Annotated in this window: 15 protein-coding genes; 7 read left to right on the top strand and 8 right to left on the bottom strand. The window is 70.8% G+C overall.

Going from position 1 to position 15,847, the window contains the following annotated elements:
- The first annotated feature begins 64 nt into the window (after window positions 1-64).
- The 5 genes from ACZ4N5_RS34520 (at window position 65) to thpD (ending at window position 4,885) form a co-directional block, all read left to right on the top strand.
- Window positions 65-1,165, top strand: a complete 1,101-nt coding sequence (locus ACZ4N5_RS34520; protein ID WP_467761057.1) for a pyridoxal-phosphate-dependent aminotransferase family protein — start codon at window positions 65-67, stop codon at window positions 1,163-1,165.
- Between the two features lie 441 nt (window positions 1,166-1,606).
- A complete protein-coding gene (gene ectA / locus ACZ4N5_RS34515; protein WP_467760976.1) occupies window positions 1,607-2,146 on the top strand; it encodes a diaminobutyrate acetyltransferase in 540 nt (179 codons plus the stop codon).
- A gap of 90 nt (window positions 2,147-2,236) precedes the next feature.
- The gene (gene ectB / locus ACZ4N5_RS34510) at window positions 2,237-3,508 is read left to right on the top strand and encodes a diaminobutyrate--2-oxoglutarate transaminase (RefSeq protein ID WP_467760975.1); all 1,272 of its coding nucleotides are present in this window, start codon (window positions 2,237-2,239) and stop codon (window positions 3,506-3,508) included.
- 77 nt (window positions 3,509-3,585) lie between these two features.
- Window positions 3,586-3,990 carry an ectoine synthase gene (locus tag ACZ4N5_RS34505; RefSeq protein ID WP_467760974.1) on the top strand — a complete coding sequence of 135 codons (405 nt, stop codon included), beginning with the start codon at window positions 3,586-3,588 and terminating at the stop codon, window positions 3,988-3,990.
- A 7-nt stretch (window positions 3,991-3,997) separates the two neighbouring features.
- Window positions 3,998-4,885 (top strand): ectoine hydroxylase, encoded by an 888-nt coding sequence (gene thpD / locus ACZ4N5_RS34500; RefSeq protein ID WP_467760973.1) that lies wholly within the window; start codon window positions 3,998-4,000, stop codon window positions 4,883-4,885.
- 54 nt (window positions 4,886-4,939) lie between these two features.
- Here thpD and ACZ4N5_RS34495 read toward each other — a convergent pair whose 3' ends face one another.
- From ACZ4N5_RS34495 to ACZ4N5_RS34465, 7 genes are all read right to left on the bottom strand, one after another.
- Complete coding sequence (locus ACZ4N5_RS34495; RefSeq protein WP_467760972.1) at window positions 4,940-5,959, bottom strand: maleylpyruvate isomerase family mycothiol-dependent enzyme; 1,020 nt, start codon at window positions 5,957-5,959, stop codon at window positions 4,940-4,942.
- 103 nt (window positions 5,960-6,062) lie between these two features.
- Entirely contained in the window at window positions 6,063-6,659 is a 597-nt protein-coding gene (locus ACZ4N5_RS34490) for an RNA polymerase sigma factor (protein WP_467760971.1), read from the bottom strand.
- Between the two features lie 68 nt (window positions 6,660-6,727).
- Window positions 6,728-7,777, bottom strand: coding sequence for an aminotransferase class V-fold PLP-dependent enzyme (locus tag ACZ4N5_RS34485; RefSeq protein WP_467760970.1), 1,050 nt, complete (start codon window positions 7,775-7,777; stop codon window positions 6,728-6,730).
- Between the two features lie 125 nt (window positions 7,778-7,902).
- Window positions 7,903-8,622 (bottom strand): DsbA family oxidoreductase, encoded by a 720-nt coding sequence (locus ACZ4N5_RS34480; protein ID WP_467760969.1) that lies wholly within the window; start codon window positions 8,620-8,622, stop codon window positions 7,903-7,905.
- Between the two features lie 78 nt (window positions 8,623-8,700).
- Entirely contained in the window at window positions 8,701-9,255 is a 555-nt protein-coding gene (locus tag ACZ4N5_RS34475; RefSeq protein ID WP_467761056.1) for a GNAT family N-acetyltransferase, read from the bottom strand.
- A 94-nt stretch (window positions 9,256-9,349) separates the two neighbouring features.
- Window positions 9,350-9,958, bottom strand: a complete 609-nt coding sequence (locus tag ACZ4N5_RS34470) for a DUF1349 domain-containing protein (RefSeq protein ID WP_467760968.1) — start codon at window positions 9,956-9,958, stop codon at window positions 9,350-9,352.
- Between the two features lie 163 nt (window positions 9,959-10,121).
- Window positions 10,122-11,651: an aldehyde dehydrogenase (NADP(+)) gene (locus ACZ4N5_RS34465; protein ID WP_467760967.1), complete on the bottom strand. Its 1,530-nt coding sequence runs from the start codon at window positions 11,649-11,651 to the stop codon at window positions 10,122-10,124.
- Window positions 11,652-11,783: 132 nt separating this feature from the next.
- Here ACZ4N5_RS34465 and ACZ4N5_RS34460 point away from each other — a divergent pair, with 132 nt between their 5' ends.
- Window positions 11,784-12,557 (top strand): IclR family transcriptional regulator, encoded by a 774-nt coding sequence (locus ACZ4N5_RS34460; RefSeq protein WP_266757298.1) that lies wholly within the window; start codon window positions 11,784-11,786, stop codon window positions 12,555-12,557.
- Between the two features lie 97 nt (window positions 12,558-12,654).
- Window positions 12,655-14,106: a peptidoglycan D,D-transpeptidase FtsI family protein gene (locus ACZ4N5_RS34455; RefSeq protein WP_467760966.1), complete on the top strand. Its 1,452-nt coding sequence runs from the start codon at window positions 12,655-12,657 to the stop codon at window positions 14,104-14,106.
- A gap of 168 nt (window positions 14,107-14,274) precedes the next feature.
- On the opposite strand, the gene ACZ4N5_RS34450 is transcribed toward ACZ4N5_RS34455, so the two are convergent.
- Window positions 14,275-15,726, bottom strand: a complete 1,452-nt coding sequence (locus tag ACZ4N5_RS34450; protein ID WP_467760965.1) for an NCS2 family permease — start codon at window positions 15,724-15,726, stop codon at window positions 14,275-14,277.
- Window positions 15,727-15,847: the final 121 nt, after the last annotated feature.

The raw sequence follows: 15,847 nt of genomic DNA, 5'->3' as shown, positions 1-15,847 counted from the left end.
TACGCCGGGGGCCGCCGGTTACGCTCTGATCGTCGACCCCACCGTGAGCGAAGAGAGCACCACCGTGACCCACCCCTTCCTTGACCTGGCGCCGCTGAGCGCCGCCCGCTTCGCGTCGATCGAGGACCGTGTCGCCCGGCTGCTCTCCACCGAGCAGGACGTCGTGATCATGCAGGGCGAGGCACTGCTGCCCTTGGAGGGGGCCATTCGCGGCACGGCCGGTCCCGGCACCACCGCCCTGAACGTCATCACCGGCCCGTACGGCCAGACCTTCGGGAACTGGCTGCGGGACTGCGGGGCGACCGTGATCGATCTGGCGGTGCCCTTCCACACCGCGGTCACCGCGGAGCAGGTCCGCGATGCCTTCGCCGAGCACCCGTCGATCGACTTCCTGTCGCTCGTGCACGCCGAGGCCGCCACCGGGAACACCAACCCGGTGGCGGAGATCGGCGAGGTCGTACGGGAGCACGGCGCGCTCTTCTACCTGGACGCCGTCGCGTCGATCGGCGCCGAGCCGGTGCTGCCGGACGCCTGGGGCGTCGACCTGTGCGTGATCGGGGCGCAGAAGGCGATGGGCGGTCCCGCCGGGGTGTCGGCGGTGTCGGTGAGCGAGCGGGCGTGGGCGCGGATGGCCGCGAACCCCGGCGCGCCACGCCGCTCCTACCTCTCCCTGCTGGACTGGAAGGAGCGCTGGGTCGACGGAGGCCGTACGACACTGCTGCACGCTCCGGCGCAGCTGGAGATGCTGGCTCTGGAGGCGTGCGTCGAGCGGATCGAGGGCGAGGGTCTCGACGCGGTGATGGCCCGTCACGCCTCGGCCGCCGCGGCCACCCGGGCGGGAGCCGTGGCCCTCGGCGGGGGCCTCGCGCCCTATGTCGACGCGGCCTCCGACGCGGCGCCCGTCGCCACCACGCTGCGGGTGGCGGAGGACGTGGACGCGTCCGCCGTGGTCGCCAAGGCGCTGGCCGCGGACCCCTCGCTGCCGCTCGCCGCGGGGGGCGGCGCTCTCGCGCAGTCGATGATCCGCGTGAACCACTACGGCCCCGACGCCACCCGGGGCGTCGTCCACGGCGCCCTCGCGGGCCTGGGCGCGGCGCTGGCCGAGTCCGGCTTCCCGGTGGATCTCGAAGGGGCGCGCCGGGCCGTGGCACTGGCCTGGGGCTGACCCCGGGGCGACCGGCGGAGGCGTCAGCGCCTGCCGGGACGGAGAACCCCGGCGCCTCTGGGCACCCCGAGGCGCCGGGGCGCGGAACTCTGACGCGCCCATTCGACGGGAATTGAACTCCCCTTCATTCACTTATCCTGCCCTTAATTCTCGGCGGAATTATTCGGCGCAGCTTCCCGCATTCTCCTGCCCGCTCCCCGTGTACCTAAACGCAAAGATTTCGCGAACATCGACGAAGCGATTCGGGCAGGTCACCTGCACATTTCACCACCGTGACGCACTCCACAACGCGCCCGCTTTCTGCGGTATTTCCCGGGCGAATCCACCCATAGAGTCGCATGCAATGCCACCCTTCACGGGCGCGTGATAACACACGGGTACGCCATACGTAACCCCGCCCGACGATGCAATTTGAACTTTCCGTCGGTAAATTCAATCCGCATGACCGCCGCACACACAGACCTGTCAGCGGAATTCCTGGAAATGCCGGAGGGCCTTCGGATCGACCGTCCGGAGGTGGCCGACGGGGCCGCCCTCTGGCGTATCGCCAAGGACTCCCGAACCCTCGACCTGAACTCGTCGTACAGCTATCTGCTGTGGTGCCGTGACTTCGCCGGCACCTCGGCGGTGGCGCGCGACGCCGAGGGGCGGCCCGTCGGTTTCGTCACCGCGTACGTGCGCCCCGAGCGTCCCCGCACCCTCCTCGTGTGGCAGGTGGCCGTCGACGCGGCACACCGGGGCCGCGGACTGGCGGCGCGACTGCTCGACGGGCTGACCGCGCGGGTGGCGGCCGAGCGCGGGCTGTCCGTCGTCGAGACGACCATCACGCCGGGCAACACCGCCTCCGAGCGCCTGTTCACGTCGTACGCACGGCGTCATGGCGCGGCCGTCGAGCGCGAGGTGCTGTTCGAGACGGGTCAGTTCCCCGACGGACCGCACGACCCCGAAGTGCTGTACCGCATCGGCCCGTTCTCCCGCTGACCCTCGTCCTCCCGCACGACTCTCCCCCACGTTCTTCCTCCCCCTCCCCCCACGTTCTTCCTCCCCCCACGCACAGAGGAGCCATTCGCCGTGACCATCACCCAGCCGGACCTCAGCGTCTTCGAGACCCTGGAGTCGGAGGTGCGCAGCTACTGCCGCAACTGGCCCACCGTCTTCGACCGGGCCCGGGGCAGCCGGATGTACGACGAGGACGGCCACGAGTACCTCGACTTCTTCGCCGGTGCCGGGTCACTGAACTACGGGCACAACAACCCCGTGCTCAAACGGGCCCTGATCGACTACCTGGAGCGCGACGGCGTCACCCACGGGCTCGACATGTCGACGACCGCCAAGCGCGGCTTCCTGGAGGCCTTCCAGAACCTGGTGCTGCGGCCGCGCGACCTGCCGTACAAGGTGATGTTCCCCGGGCCGACGGGCACCAACGCGGTCGAGTCCGCGCTGAAGCTGGCGCGGAAGGTGAAGGGGCGCGAGTCGATCGTGTCGTTCACCAACGCCTTCCACGGGATGTCGCTCGGCTCGCTCGCCGTGACCGGCAACGCCTTCAAGCGGGCCGGCGCCGGCATACCGCTGGTGCACGGCACCCCGATGCCGTTCGACAACTACTTCGACGGCCAGGTCCCGGACTTCCTGTGGTTCGAACGGCTCCTGGAGGACCAGGGCTCGGGACTCAACCAGCCCGCCGCGGTGATCGTCGAGACCGTGCAGGGCGAGGGCGGCATCAACGTCGCGCGGCCCGAGTGGCTGCGCGCCCTCGCCGACCTGTGCCGGCGCCGCGACATGCTGCTGATCGTCGACGACATCCAGATGGGCTGCGGGCGGACAGGCGCGTTCTTCTCCTTCGAGGAGGCGGGCGTCGTGCCCGACATCGTGACCGTCTCCAAGTCCATCAGCGGGTACGGGCTGCCGATGTCGCTCTGCCTGTTCAAGCCGGAGCTGGACATCTGGGAGCCGGGCGAGCACAACGGCACCTTCCGCGGCAACAACCCGGCGTTCGTCACGGCCGCCGCCGCCCTGGAGACCTACTGGGCCGACGGCTCCGCCATGGAGAAGCAGACCCGCGCCCGCGGCGAGCAGATCGAACAGGCGTTGATCTCCATCACCGAGGAGAACCTCGCCGACATCAAGGAGTACCGGGGCCGCGGGCTCGTCTGGGGCATCGAGTTCAAGGACAAGACCCGCGCCGGACGCGTCGCCCAGCGCGCCTTCGAACTCGGGCTGCTCATCGAGACGTCCGGTCCCGAGAGCGAGGTCGTGAAACTGCTGCCCGCGCTCACCATCACCCCCGACGAGCTCGACGAGGGTCTGCGCACCCTCACCCGCGCCGTCGGCGAGACCGTCTGACAGGCCGCCCGAGAAGCACGAGAGACCCTGGCAGCGCGAGAAACACGAGAAGCACGAGAGAGAGGCATCGCACCACCGTGATAGTCCGTTCGTTCAAGGATGTCGAAGGCACCGACCGGCACGTGAAGGCGGCGACCGGCACCTGGGAGAGCAAGCGCATCGTCCTCGCCGAGGAGAAGGTCGGCTTCTCCCTGCACGAGACGATCCTGTACGCGGGTACGGAGACGCGGATGTGGTACGCGAACCACATCGAGGCCGTGCTCTGCGTGGAGGGCGAGGCCGAACTCACCAACGAGGAGACCGGCGAGAAGCACTGGATCGCGCCCGGGACGATGTATCTGCTGGACGGCCACGAGCGCCACACCCTGCGTCCCCGGACCGACTTCCGCTGCGTCTGCGTCTTCAACCCGCCCGTCACCGGACGGGAGGACCACGACGAGAACGGCGTCTACCCCCTGCTCACCGAACCCGAGGAGGTGTGACACACCGATGACCACACTCACCGATCTGTACCCCAGCCGAGGCGCCACCGAAGTGGCGCTGCCCCGCCAGGACCCGGTCGTCTGGGGCGCGCCGGGCGAGCCCGGCCCGATCCCGGTCCCCGAACTCCAGTCGTACGAGCGCGACGGCTTCCTCTCCGTGGAGGAGCTCATCAGCGAGGACGAGGTCGCCGTCTACCGGCAGGAGCTGGAGCGGCTCGTCACCGATCCGGCGGTCCGCGCCGACGAGCGCTCGATCGTCGAGCCGAGGACGCAGGAGATCCGGTCCGTCTTCGAGGTGCACCGGATCAGCGAGATCTTCGCCCGTCTCGTGCGCGACGAGCGCGTGGTCGGCCGGGCCCGGCAGATCCTCGGCTCCGACGTGTACGTCCACCAGTCGCGGATCAACGTCAAGCCGGGATTCGGGGCCAGTGGCTTCTACTGGCACTCGGACTTCGAGACCTGGCACGCCGAGGACGGTCTGCCGAACATGCGGACGGTGTCCGTCTCCATCGCGCTGACCGAGAACCACGACACCAACGGCGGCCTGATGATCATGCCGGGGTCGCACAGGACGTTCCTCGGTTGTGCGGGGGCCACCCCGAAGGACAACTACAAGCAGTCGCTGCAGATGCAGGACGCGGGTACGCCCTCGGACGAGGCGCTCACCCGTCTCGCGGGCCGGCACGGCATCAAGCTCTTCACGGGCCGGGCCGGTTCGGCGACCTGGTTCGACTGCAACTGCATGCACGGCTCGGGGGACAACATCACCCCGTTCCCGCGCAGCAACGTCTTCATCGTGTTCAACAGTGTGGAGAACGCGGCGGTGGAACCGTTCGCGGCCCCCGTGCGCAGGCCGGAGTTCATCGGGGCGCGGGACTTCACACCGGTGCGGTGACCCGCCTCCCGGTGCGCTGACCCGCTTCCTCCCGGGGTGCGTGCGGCGGGGTTCCTACAGCCACGCCAGTGACGCGGCCCGTTCCAGTACGGCGCCGATCGCGGCGTCGTCCCCCGTCGCCCCCCGGGGCACCTCGCCGGGTGCGTACCGGCCGCCGACCAGCAGGCAGAAGTCGACAGGTTCCAGGACGAGTTCGGCCCGGACGGGCTCGTCCTCGGAGCCGAGCACCCACTGCGCGTCGGGTCCCCCGCCGGCCACCGCGAACAGCACCGGAGGCGCCGTGGGACCGAGGGCCGTTCCGAGGACGCGCACCGCGAGCCGGACGAGCTGCCACAGATGGGGGTCCGGCGGCGGGGGCACGGCCGTCCCGAGGGCCCGTCCGATGTCGTCGGTGTGGATCCACGTCTCGAAGGCCCGCACGACGAAATGGTCCGCGACGGGCAGCCGGGCGCCCATCAACGTGATGGCGTGCGCGGCCCGTTCGGGATCGGTCGCCTCCGGTGCGGCCAGCAGCGCGCCGGCCTGGACGCTCCACGCGGCGACGGTCTCCTCGGGCGGGCGCCGGTGCTCGTACGCGATCACCTCGGCGGTCCGGGCGGCCCAGGCGTCCTGCCAGGGCGTCTCCTCGGCTCCGGCCGGCTCCGGCAGCCGCGCCGCGAGACCGAGGCTCCGCGCCAACGGCTCGTCCGCCGCGATCAGATGGGCGACGGTGGCGTGCACGTCCCAGTCGTGCACGACCGGCGTGCCCCAGGGGCCGACGCCCTCCACCTCCCGCAGCAGCGACCCGAGTCCGGCGACCGCGGCGGCGTAGGGGGCGGCGTGCCGGGCCACTCGGGGAGCGGGCGGGCGGGAGCGAAGGGCGAGGGTGAGGACGCCGTCGGCGGTGCCGTTCGCCGGGACCGGGCGCCGCGGGCCGTCCAGCAGCCGTACCGTCTCGCGCAGCCGTTCCGCCTCCGCGGCGCAGGCCTCGCACTCGGCCAGATGGAGCGGGACCGTCTTCTCGTCGGCGGGGGTCAGCGAGCCGACGGCCCAGGCCGCCAGCAGGTCCCGCATCCGTTCGTGGTGCGTGCTCATCGTGCCCCGCTCCTCCGGGTCAGGTCCGGTACGGCGACCGCGCCCCGCGCCGCCGTGTCCAGCCTACGCACACGTCTTCCGGCCAAGGGCACCCTCGCCGCCATCACGCGCCCCGCTCCCACGCCGGATCGGGCGGGTCGGCGAGGGACTCGGCGAGTCTGCGCAGGGCCGCGCGCAGCCTGGTCTTCGCGGTGCCCTCCGGAATGCCCAGCTCCACGGCGGCCTGCCGGTAGGTGCGGCCCGCGAAGTAGGCGAGGTGGACCACCTCGCGCTGGGGCTGCGGGAGTTCGGCGAGCGCGGTGTGCAGCAGCAGTGAGCGCTCGCGGTCGACGACCGTCTCGTCGGGTCCCGGCGCGGCGTCCGGGATGGCGTGCAGCGCGGCGTCGTCGGCGTGGGCGTCCTTGCGGTGCCGGGCCTCACCGCGCACCCAGTCCACCGCCCGCCGGTGGGCGAGCATGGACAGCCAGGTGCGCAGCGTGCCCCGGCGGGCGTCGAAGGCGTACGGCCTGCTCCACAGCTGCGCGAAGACCTCCTGCGCCACGTCCTCCGCGGCCACCGGGCTGCGGGTGACCCGCACGGCGACCCGCCGGACCAGCCCGCCGTACGCGGCGTACACCTCGCCCAGCGCGGACTCGTCGCCGTACACCAGTCGCCGGTGCAACTCGGCGTCGCTGTGCGTCGGTTCCACCCGCACCACCACCTCGTGGCGCCCTTCCTAGCGCTCCGCCGCGGTCGGCGCCAGAGGGCCGGACCGCGCGCGGCAAAAGCTCAGCCCGGCAGCACGTCGAGCAGCCGGTCGACGTCGTCCGGGGTGTTGTACAGATGGAACGCCGCCCGCAGATTGCCCGCGCGGTCGGAGACCGCGACCCCGGCCCGGCTCAACTCGGGCTGGAGGCGGCCGAGTCCGGGCACGGAGACGATCGCGGAGCCGGGGGCGGGGACCGGTTCGTGGCCCCGTTCCCGCAGGCCGGTGCGGAAGCGGTCGGCGAGCGCGAGGTCATGGGCGTGCACCCGCTCCACGCCCAGTTCCTCGACGAGTTCCAGCGAATGCCGGGCACCGGCGTACGCGAAGAGGGCCGGACTCTCGTCGAACCGCCGTGCGGAATGGGCGAGTTCCTCGACCGGGCCGTAACAGCTGTCCCAGGGGACCTCGCCCGCGACCCAGCCGGCGAACACCGGGGTGAGTCCGCCGAGGTCCTCCGGGACGACCAGGAAGGCCACGCCTCGCGGGCAGACGAGCCACTTGAAGGCGACGGAGGAGACATAGTCGTAGGCGTCCGCGCGCAGGGGGAGCCAGCCGGCGGCCTGGGACGCGTCGATGTACGTACGGGCGCCGTGCTCGCGCGCGGCCTCCCCGATCGCCTCCAGCGCGGCGGTCCGGCCGTCCGCGGACTGCACCGCGCTCACCGCGACGAGCGCGGTGCCGGAATGCACGGATTCGGCGATCCGCTCCAGCGGTACCGCGCGGACCTTGAGGTCGCCGCGGACATGGAAGGGGGTCACGACGGAGCTGAAGTCCGCCTCCGCGGTGAGCACTTCGGCGCCCGGCGGCAGCGAGGCCGCGATCAGTCCGCTGTACACGGCGACCGAGGCCCCGGCCGCCACCCGGCGCTCGGGCACCCCGACGAGACGGGCGAACGACGAGCGGGCCGCCTCGACGTCCGCGAACATGTCGGTGGGCTCCCCAGCGGCCACGGACTCCACGGCGACCTGCATCGCGGCCACGGTGCGGGCCGGCAGCAGGCCGGTGCTCGCGGTGTTCAGATAGGTGTTCTTCGGGGTGAACTCGGCACGGACGAGAGTCTCGAAGGTCTCCATGGAACCACTGTGGGCCCGAAAAATGCCCAAGTCCATTGCGGATTTCTACGCACTTTCCCCAAGGAGCGCTTATGAATGGGCTCCGACCTGCGTCTTTTCGGCGCCGAGGCCCCGGCCCGCGCTTCTCAGTGCTGGGGAACGGCGCAGCCGTCCGGACCGCAGGCCTCCGCGTCGGTGCCCTCGTCCTGGATCAGCGTGAGTTGCGGACGCTCGCCCCAGGCCTGGGCCAGCGCCTGGGCGAAGACCTCGGCGGGCTGCGCGCCGGAGACGCCGTACGTGCGGTCGAGGACGAAGAAGGGGACGCCGTTCGCGCCCAGCTCGGCGGCCTCGCGCTCGTCCGCGCGGACGTCGTCGGCGTAGGCGGCCGGGTCGGCGAGCACCGCGCGGGCGTCGTCGGCGTCGAGCCCGGCGGCGACGGCCAGTTCAACGAGCCGCTCGTCGTCTCCGAAGACGGTCCGCTCCTCGGCGAAGTTGGCCTTGTAGAACAGACCGATCAGCTCGTCCTGCCGGCCTCGCGCCTTCGCGAGGTGCAGCAGGCGGTGCATGTCGAAGGTGTTGCCGTGGTCGCGGTCCCTGGTGCGGTACGGGAGGCCCTCGGCGGCGGCCTGCGTGCCGAGGTTCTCCTCGCCCGCCTGCGCCTGCGCCTCGCTCATGCCGTACTTCTTGGTGAGCATCGTGAGCACCGGCTGGATGTCGCCCTTGGCGCGGCCCGGGTCGAGCTCGAAGGAGCGGTGGACCACCTCCACCTCGTTCCGGTGCGGGAAGGCGTCCAAGGCCTTCTCGAAGCGCGCTTTCCCGACATAACACCAGGGACACGCGATGTCGCTCCAGATTTCGACGCGCATTCTTCGGCTCTCTCCAGGTCGTGCGGATACGGGACACCCTCCAGGGACGTCATTGTGTGAACGTTCAAACGGCTCGGGTCATTCCCCGGGCTGGGAACCGGACCCGGTTCCGGGCCGGGTACCGGACACGGGCCCGGTGACCGCGTACCGCAGATACAGGTGGTGATCGCCTTCGGCGGGCGGGTTCTCCGGGTCGGGGACCCAGCCCAGGCGGGCGTAGAAGGCCTGGGCGCGCAGGTTGTCGGCATGCACGTCGAGCGTCGCCGCGCGCTTCCCGTCGGCCTGCCACTCCTCCACGCAGGCCGCGTGCAGCTCCGTTCCGATACCGGCCCGCCAGTGGTCGGGATCGACGTGGAACTGGTAGAGCTTGACCGTATCGGCGGGTGCGCCCTCGGTCGTACGGAAAGAGGCGATGCCCGCGATCCGGCCGTCCCGCACCACGCACAGCACAGGGCCGTCGGGGCGCTCGATGGCGCTTCGCCAGGCGGCGAGCCAGTCGGTGCCGTCCTGCGGCATTCCGTCCGGGTAGTACGTCGCCCGGGCCCGGGCGTGCAGCTCGGCGACGACGGCCGCCTCGGCGGGCAGCGCGGTCCTGATCACCCGGCGCACTTGCTTCACACGGTCCTCGATCATGCCGATGAGGACGTGACCGCGGACGGTCCGGTTCCGCACCGGCCGAACCGGGCGCGGAACCGGACCGGGCGCGGAACCGGGCCGGGCGCGCTCGCTAGCTGCCGTCGCGCAGGTCGCGCGGCCAGGTCGGCCGGAACTCGATGCCGTCGTACGTCACCACACAGCCCTCCCCCATCGGCGACTGGGTCATGAAGCCCACCAGCGCCGCCCCGGTCTCCTTCTCGCCGGCCAGGGTGAAGAGGCGGACGAAGGTCCAGCGCTCGCCGTCGCGGGAGGCGTGGAAGGCGAAGGCCCGATCCGTGCGGCTCACCCGCAGCCAGACGGAACTGCCCTCCACCGTGAAGGAGTTGGCATCGTCGGAGTGGCCCCGGGTGACCACCGTGCAGACGGTGGGCACGTCCGGCGAGTACTCCAGACACAGCTTCGCCCAGGCCCGCTCCCCGACGTGGACGTAGAGCACGCCCGCGTCGAAGGCCGCCCCGAAGCCGACCGTCACGCGGGCGATCAGCTGGAAGTCGCCCTCCGGCGAGCCGAGCAGCCGCGGCGCGTCCGAAGCCGGGTCGAGTCCTTCACCGGTGGGCGGCACGAAGCGGTCCTGCCGGGGCCCGGCCCAGCCGGTGAGCACGCCGTCCTCGTACGACCAGTGCCCGCCGGGGCCGTAGGTGCGGAGGGAGAAGGGGAGTTCGGGGAGTGTGACGTCCATGGTCCGAGTCTCTCAGGTTCCCGGCCGCGCCCTCCGGGAACGCGGGGTGCCGCGTGATCAACCACGCGGCACCACCACGGCAGCCACGGCCCGCGAAGGACCGGCAGGAACCGGCACGGACAGGTGGTCCGGAAATGGCCTGGAAGGGTCGGCCCCCGCGGGACTAGCGCTCCAGCCGCCCGTCGTACCGGCGGGGCAGCCCCAGCGGGTTGTCGTCGCGCAGCTCGGGCGGCAGCAGCGCCTCGGGCACGCCCTGATAGGCCACCGGCCGCATCCAGCGCTCGATGGCGCTGCCGCCGACCGACGTGGACGTCGAGGTCGTCGCGGGGTACGGCCCTCCGTGGTGCTGGGCCGGAGCGACGGCGACCCCTGTCGGCCAGCCGTTCACCAGCACGCGGCCCGCGAGGGAGGTGAGTTCGGCGAGGATCTCCGCGCCGCGCCCCTCGCCCGCGGCCTCCTCCGCGGAGAGCTGCACCGTGGCCGTCAGGTTGCCCGGCAGCCGGGAGAGCACGGCGCCGGCCTCGGAGTCGTCCTCGTAGCGCGCCACGATCGTGAGCGGTCCGAAGCACTCCTCCAGAAGCAGATCGTGCTCGCCGGGGGCCGCGAGCCTGCTCGCGGGCACGGTCAGGAAGCCGGGGCTCACCGTGTGCTCGCCGCCCGCACCCGGCGTCACCGGGGCCTCCACGTCCGGGAGTCCGGCGCGCTCGGCGACCCCGGCGATGAAGTTGTCGCGCATGCGGTGGTCGAGCAGGACCCCGGAAGCGGTGTCGCTCACCGCGTCCGTCAGGGACTTCAGCAGACGGTCGCCCGCCGCGCCGGCCGGAGCCAGCACGAGACCCGGCTTCACGCAGAACTGGCCGACGCCCAGGGTCATCGACCCTGCGAGTCCCGCGCCGATCTCCTCGGCGCGCTCGGTGGCCGCGGCCTCGGTGACGACGACGGGGTTGAGGGAGCCCAGCTCGCCGTGGAACGGGATCGGCACCGGACGCGACGAGGCCGCGTCGAACAGCGCGCGCCCGCCGCGGATCGAGCCGGTGAACCCGGCCGCCGCGATCAGCGGGTGGCGGACCAGCTCGACGCCGGCCTCGAAGCCGTGGACGAGTCCGATGACGCCCTCGGGGACGGCGTGCCGGACGGCGGCGCGGCGTAGGACGGCCGCGACCAGCTCGGAGAGCGCCGGGTGGTCGGGGTGGGCCTTGACGACGACCGGGCAGCCCGCGGCCAGCGCGCTCGCCGTGTCGCCGCCGGCGACCGAGAAGGCGAAGGGGAAGTTCGAGGCCGAGTACACGGCGACGACGCCCAGCGGCACCTTGTAACGGCGCAGGTCCGGGATCGGCGGGGTCGCCGTGCCGTCGGGGTGGTTGATGACGACGTCCAGGAAGGCGCCCTCGTCGACGATTCCCGCGAAGGCGCGCAACTGGTAGCAGGTGCGGGCGAGTTCGCCGGTGAGCCGGACCGGGCCGAGCGCGGTCTCGGCGTCGGCGGCCTCGACGAGCTGGTCCTTGGCGCCTTCGAGCAGGTCGGCGGCGGTGCGCAGGAACGCGGCGCGTACGGCGCGGTCGACGAGGGCGGGACGAGCGGCGTTCGCGGCGTGGACGGTCTCGTCCACCTCCTGGGCTGTGGCCTCCACCGCAACCTGTTCCCGCTGCTTCCCGGTACGGGGGTCGACACTCCAGACTGGTGCTGCTGCCACCGCGGGTCCCTTCAGATGTGATGCCACAGTTCTTGTGTCACTCACCAGGGGTGTTCGATATGCTGAACGCTGTCTCTGATGGTGAATCTCCTGTTGGAGACTATTTCCCGTCCAACGAAGGGGTCAAGGGCGATGTCGGCAGGCGAGACAGGCGGCGGGGCGCAGGTCAAGTCCGCGGTGCGAACCGTGGAATTGCTGGAGTACTTCGCCGGCAAGCCCGGAATGCATTCCCTGGCCGCGGTCCAGGAGGCCGTCGGTTATCCCAAGTCCAGCCTGTACATGCTGCTTCGCACGCTCGTGGAGCTCGGCTGGGTCGAGACGGACGCGACGGGCACGCGGTACGGCATCGGCGTACGGGCCCTGCTGGTCGGCACCTCGTACATCGACGGCGACGAAGTGGTCGCCGCGGCCCGTCCCACCCTCGACCGCCTCTCCGACGACACCACGGAGACGATCCACCTCGCGCGCCTGGACGGTACGAACGTCGTCTATCTGGCCACCCGGCAGTCGCAGCACTATCTGCGCCCATTCACCCGGGTCGGCCGCCGGCTCCCCGCCCACTCCACCTCGCTCGGCAAGGCGCTGCTGGCCACGCACACCGACGAGCAGGTCCGCAAGATGCTGCCGGAGACGCTCCCCGCGCTGACCGAGCACACGATCACGGACCGGGAGAAGCTCATCGAGGAGCTGCGCCAGGTGCGGGAGCAGGGCTTCGCGGTGGACCGCGAGGAGAACACGCTGGGACTGCGCTGCTTCGGTGTGGCGATCCCGTACCGCACGCCCGCCCGTGACGCGATCAGCTGCTCGGTGCCGGTGGCCCGGCTCACCCCCGCGCACGAGCAGATGGTCAAGGACGCCCTGTTCGACGCCCGCGACCGTCTCACCCTGGCCACCCGCAGGCTCTGACGGGCGGCGGGCCCGCCCGGTGGCTTCATGAGGGATTCATGAGAAAACCGGGCGGATGGGAACGATTCGCTCCCGATCGCTCGTCCTTCTGTGCGGGATGAACAAGACGATCAGGCGTGCCGCCGTCTTCACTCTGCTGCTCGTGCTCTCTCTGCTGGTCAGGGCGACCTGGGTGCAGTTCTACGACGGCCGGGCACTCGCGGACGACAAGAACAACCGACGGAACATGATCTCGCTGTACGCGAACCCGCTCGGGAACATCATCGTGGCCGGCGACGCGATCACCGGCTCCGCGCAGACGACAGGGGGCGACCTCAAGTACAAGCGGACGTACAAGGACGGCAGCTTGTACGCGGCGGTCACCGGCTACAGCTCGCAGGTCTACGGCGCGACCCAGCTGGAGGGCGTCTACCAGAAGCTGCTGGACGGGTCGGACCTCCAGCTGAAGAACCCGCTGGACACGCTCACCAACAGGCACGCCGACCCCGGTGACGTGGTCACGACGATCGACCCGGACGTCCAGAAGGCCGCCTACAACGCGCTCGGGAGCAACAAGGGCGCGGCCGTCGCGATCGACCCGAAGACCGGCAAGATCCTCGCGGTCGTCTCGACACCGTCGTACGACCCGACGTCGATCAGCGCGGGCAACACCGGCGTCTGGCAGAAGCTGACCAAGGACGCCGACAAGCCGCTGGTCAACCGCGCGCTGCGGCAGCCGCTGCCGCCGGGTTCGACGTTCAAGCTGGTCGTGGCCGCGGCCGCGCTGGAGGACGGGCTCTACGCGGACGTGGACGCGAGGACGGACAGCCCGAACCCGTACACGCTGCCGAACACGACGAGGGTCCTGAAGAACGAGAACGCGTCCGCACCGTGCGAAAACGCCTCGATCCGGGTCGCGCTCCAGTACTCCTGCAACAACGTCTTCGGGAAGATGGCCGTCGACCTGGGCCAGGACAAGGTCAGGGCGATGGCGGAGAAGTTCGGCTTCAACGACACGAAGCAGGACGTGCCGGTGCGGGCGTACACCAGCGTGTACCCCTCCGGCATGGACAAGTCGTCCACGGCGCTGACCGGCATCGGGCAGTTCGACGTCACCGCGACCCCGCTCCAGATGGCCATGGTGTCCGCCGCTATTGCCAACGACGGCAAGCTGGTCTCGCCGCACATGGTGTCGCAGACCAGTGACGCCGACGGCGATGTGCTGAGGAACTACGACGACAGCGCCGGGACCAAGGAGATCGTCAGCTCGGAGACGGCCCGGCAGCTCCAGTCCGCGATGCAGACGGTCGTCGAGGACGGCACGGGCACGAACGCCCTCATCCCCGGCGCGACCGTGGGCGGCAAGACCGGCACGGCCCAGCACGGCGAGAAGAACAGCAAGACGCCGTACGCCTGGTTCACGTCGTACGCGAAGGCGGACTCGGGCGGCAAGGAGGTCGCTGTCGCGGTGATGGTCGAGCAGTCGGACGCGGCGCGCTCGGAGGTCAGCGGCAACGGACTGGCGGCGCCGGTCGCCAGGGCGATGATGCGGGCGGCGCTGAAGAACTGAGGCACGCCGGGCTCGTACGGGAGCCGGCCCCGCACCTGATCGGGTGCGGGGCCGGTTCTCGTACGGGCTCCTTCGCGACGGGCCGGTCATTTCACGTACGGGCTCCGTCGCACGGGCTGTCGGCCGGCCATGGTCACCCGTGGCCGGCCGGTATCCCGCGAAGGACCGTTACTTCACACCGAGCAGCTGCTCCACCGGGTCGATCGCGAAGTACACGAGGAACAGCGCCGAGGCCCCCCACAGCAGCCAGTTGACCTCCTTGGCCTTGCCCAGCACCGCCTTGATGACGACGTAGGCCAGGAATCCGGCGCCGATGCCGTCGGTGATGGAGTACGTGAACGGCATGGCGACGATGGTCAGGAACGCCGGGATCGCGATCTCGTACTTGTCCCAGTCGATGTGCTTGACGTGGGTCATCATCAGGAACCCGACCGCGATCAGCGCGGGCGCCGCGGCCTGGAGCGGGACGATGGTCAGCAGCGGAGTGAGGAAGAGCGCGAGGCCGAAGAGACCGCCGGTGATCAGGTTGGCGAAGCCGGTACGGGCGCCCTCGCCGACGCCGGCCGCAGACTCGATGTAGGCGGTGTTGGAGGAGGCGGAGCCCACACCGCCCGCGACGGCGGCGGCGCCGTCGATGAACAGGACCCGGCCGATGCCCGGCACCTGCCCCTGCTCGTCGAGCAGCCCGGCCTCGGCGCTGATCCCGACGATGGTGCCCATGGCGTCGAAGAAGTCCGACAGGACCAGGGTGAAGATCAGCAGGACCGCGGTGAGCACACCGGCCTCGGCGAAGCCGCCGAACAGGCTGAAGTGGCCGACGAGTCCGAAGTCCGGGCTGGCGACGATCTTGTCCGGGACCTTGGGGGTGGTCAGGCCCCAGCTCTTGATGTCGGCGACGGCGTTGATGGCGATCGCCACGACCGTCATGGTGACGATGCTGATGAGGATGGCACCCTTCACCTTGCGGGCGAGCAGCGCGATGGTCAGCAGGACGCCGAGACAGAAGACGAGGACGGGCCAGCCGGTGAGCCGGCCCACGGCGCCGAGTTGCACGGGCACGGTGGTGTGCGCGACGTCCGGGATACGGCTGACGAACCCGGCGTCCACGAAGCCGATGAAGGCGATGAACAGGCCGATGCCGACGCCGATGGCCTGCTTGAGCTGCTGCGGGATCGCGTTCATGATCGCTTCCCGGAGGCCGGTGAGCACCAGGACGCAGATCAGGACGCCTTCGAGGACGACCAGGCCCATCGCGTCGGGCCAGCTCATCAGCGGCGCCAGCTGGAAGGCGACGACGGCGTTGAGGCCGAGGCCCGCGGCGATGGCGAGCGGGAGGTTGCCGCCGATGCCCATGATGACGGTCATCACGCACGCCACCAGCGCGGTGGCGGTGACGAGTTGGCCGGTGTCGAGCGTGTGCCCGAACTTGTCCTTGGCGCTGCCGAGGATGATGGGGTTCAGGACGAGGATGTACGCCATGGTGAAGAAGGTGGCGAATCCGCCGCGTATCTCCCGGCCCACGGTGGAACCTCTGGCGGATATCTTGAAGAACCCGTCGACCCCACCTGGCGCCGGTGTTGCGGCACTTGGCCGGTTGTCGACCTTTTGAGCTTCGGACATGGCGATTCTCCTCGTTGCCTGCGCGCGCGGTGTGCGGATGCTGGCTGGATTGTTCCCCCGTTCAACCGGTTTCAGGTTTTCTCCGTGTTACGGAAATCGAGTTCGGCCCGCCATGCGCCGT

It is taken from the genome of Streptomyces sp. NPDC026500 (genome assembly GCF_055567635.1).
The sequence above is the reverse complement of the archived record's forward strand: the minus strand, read 5'-3'. Positions and strand labels throughout refer to the sequence as shown.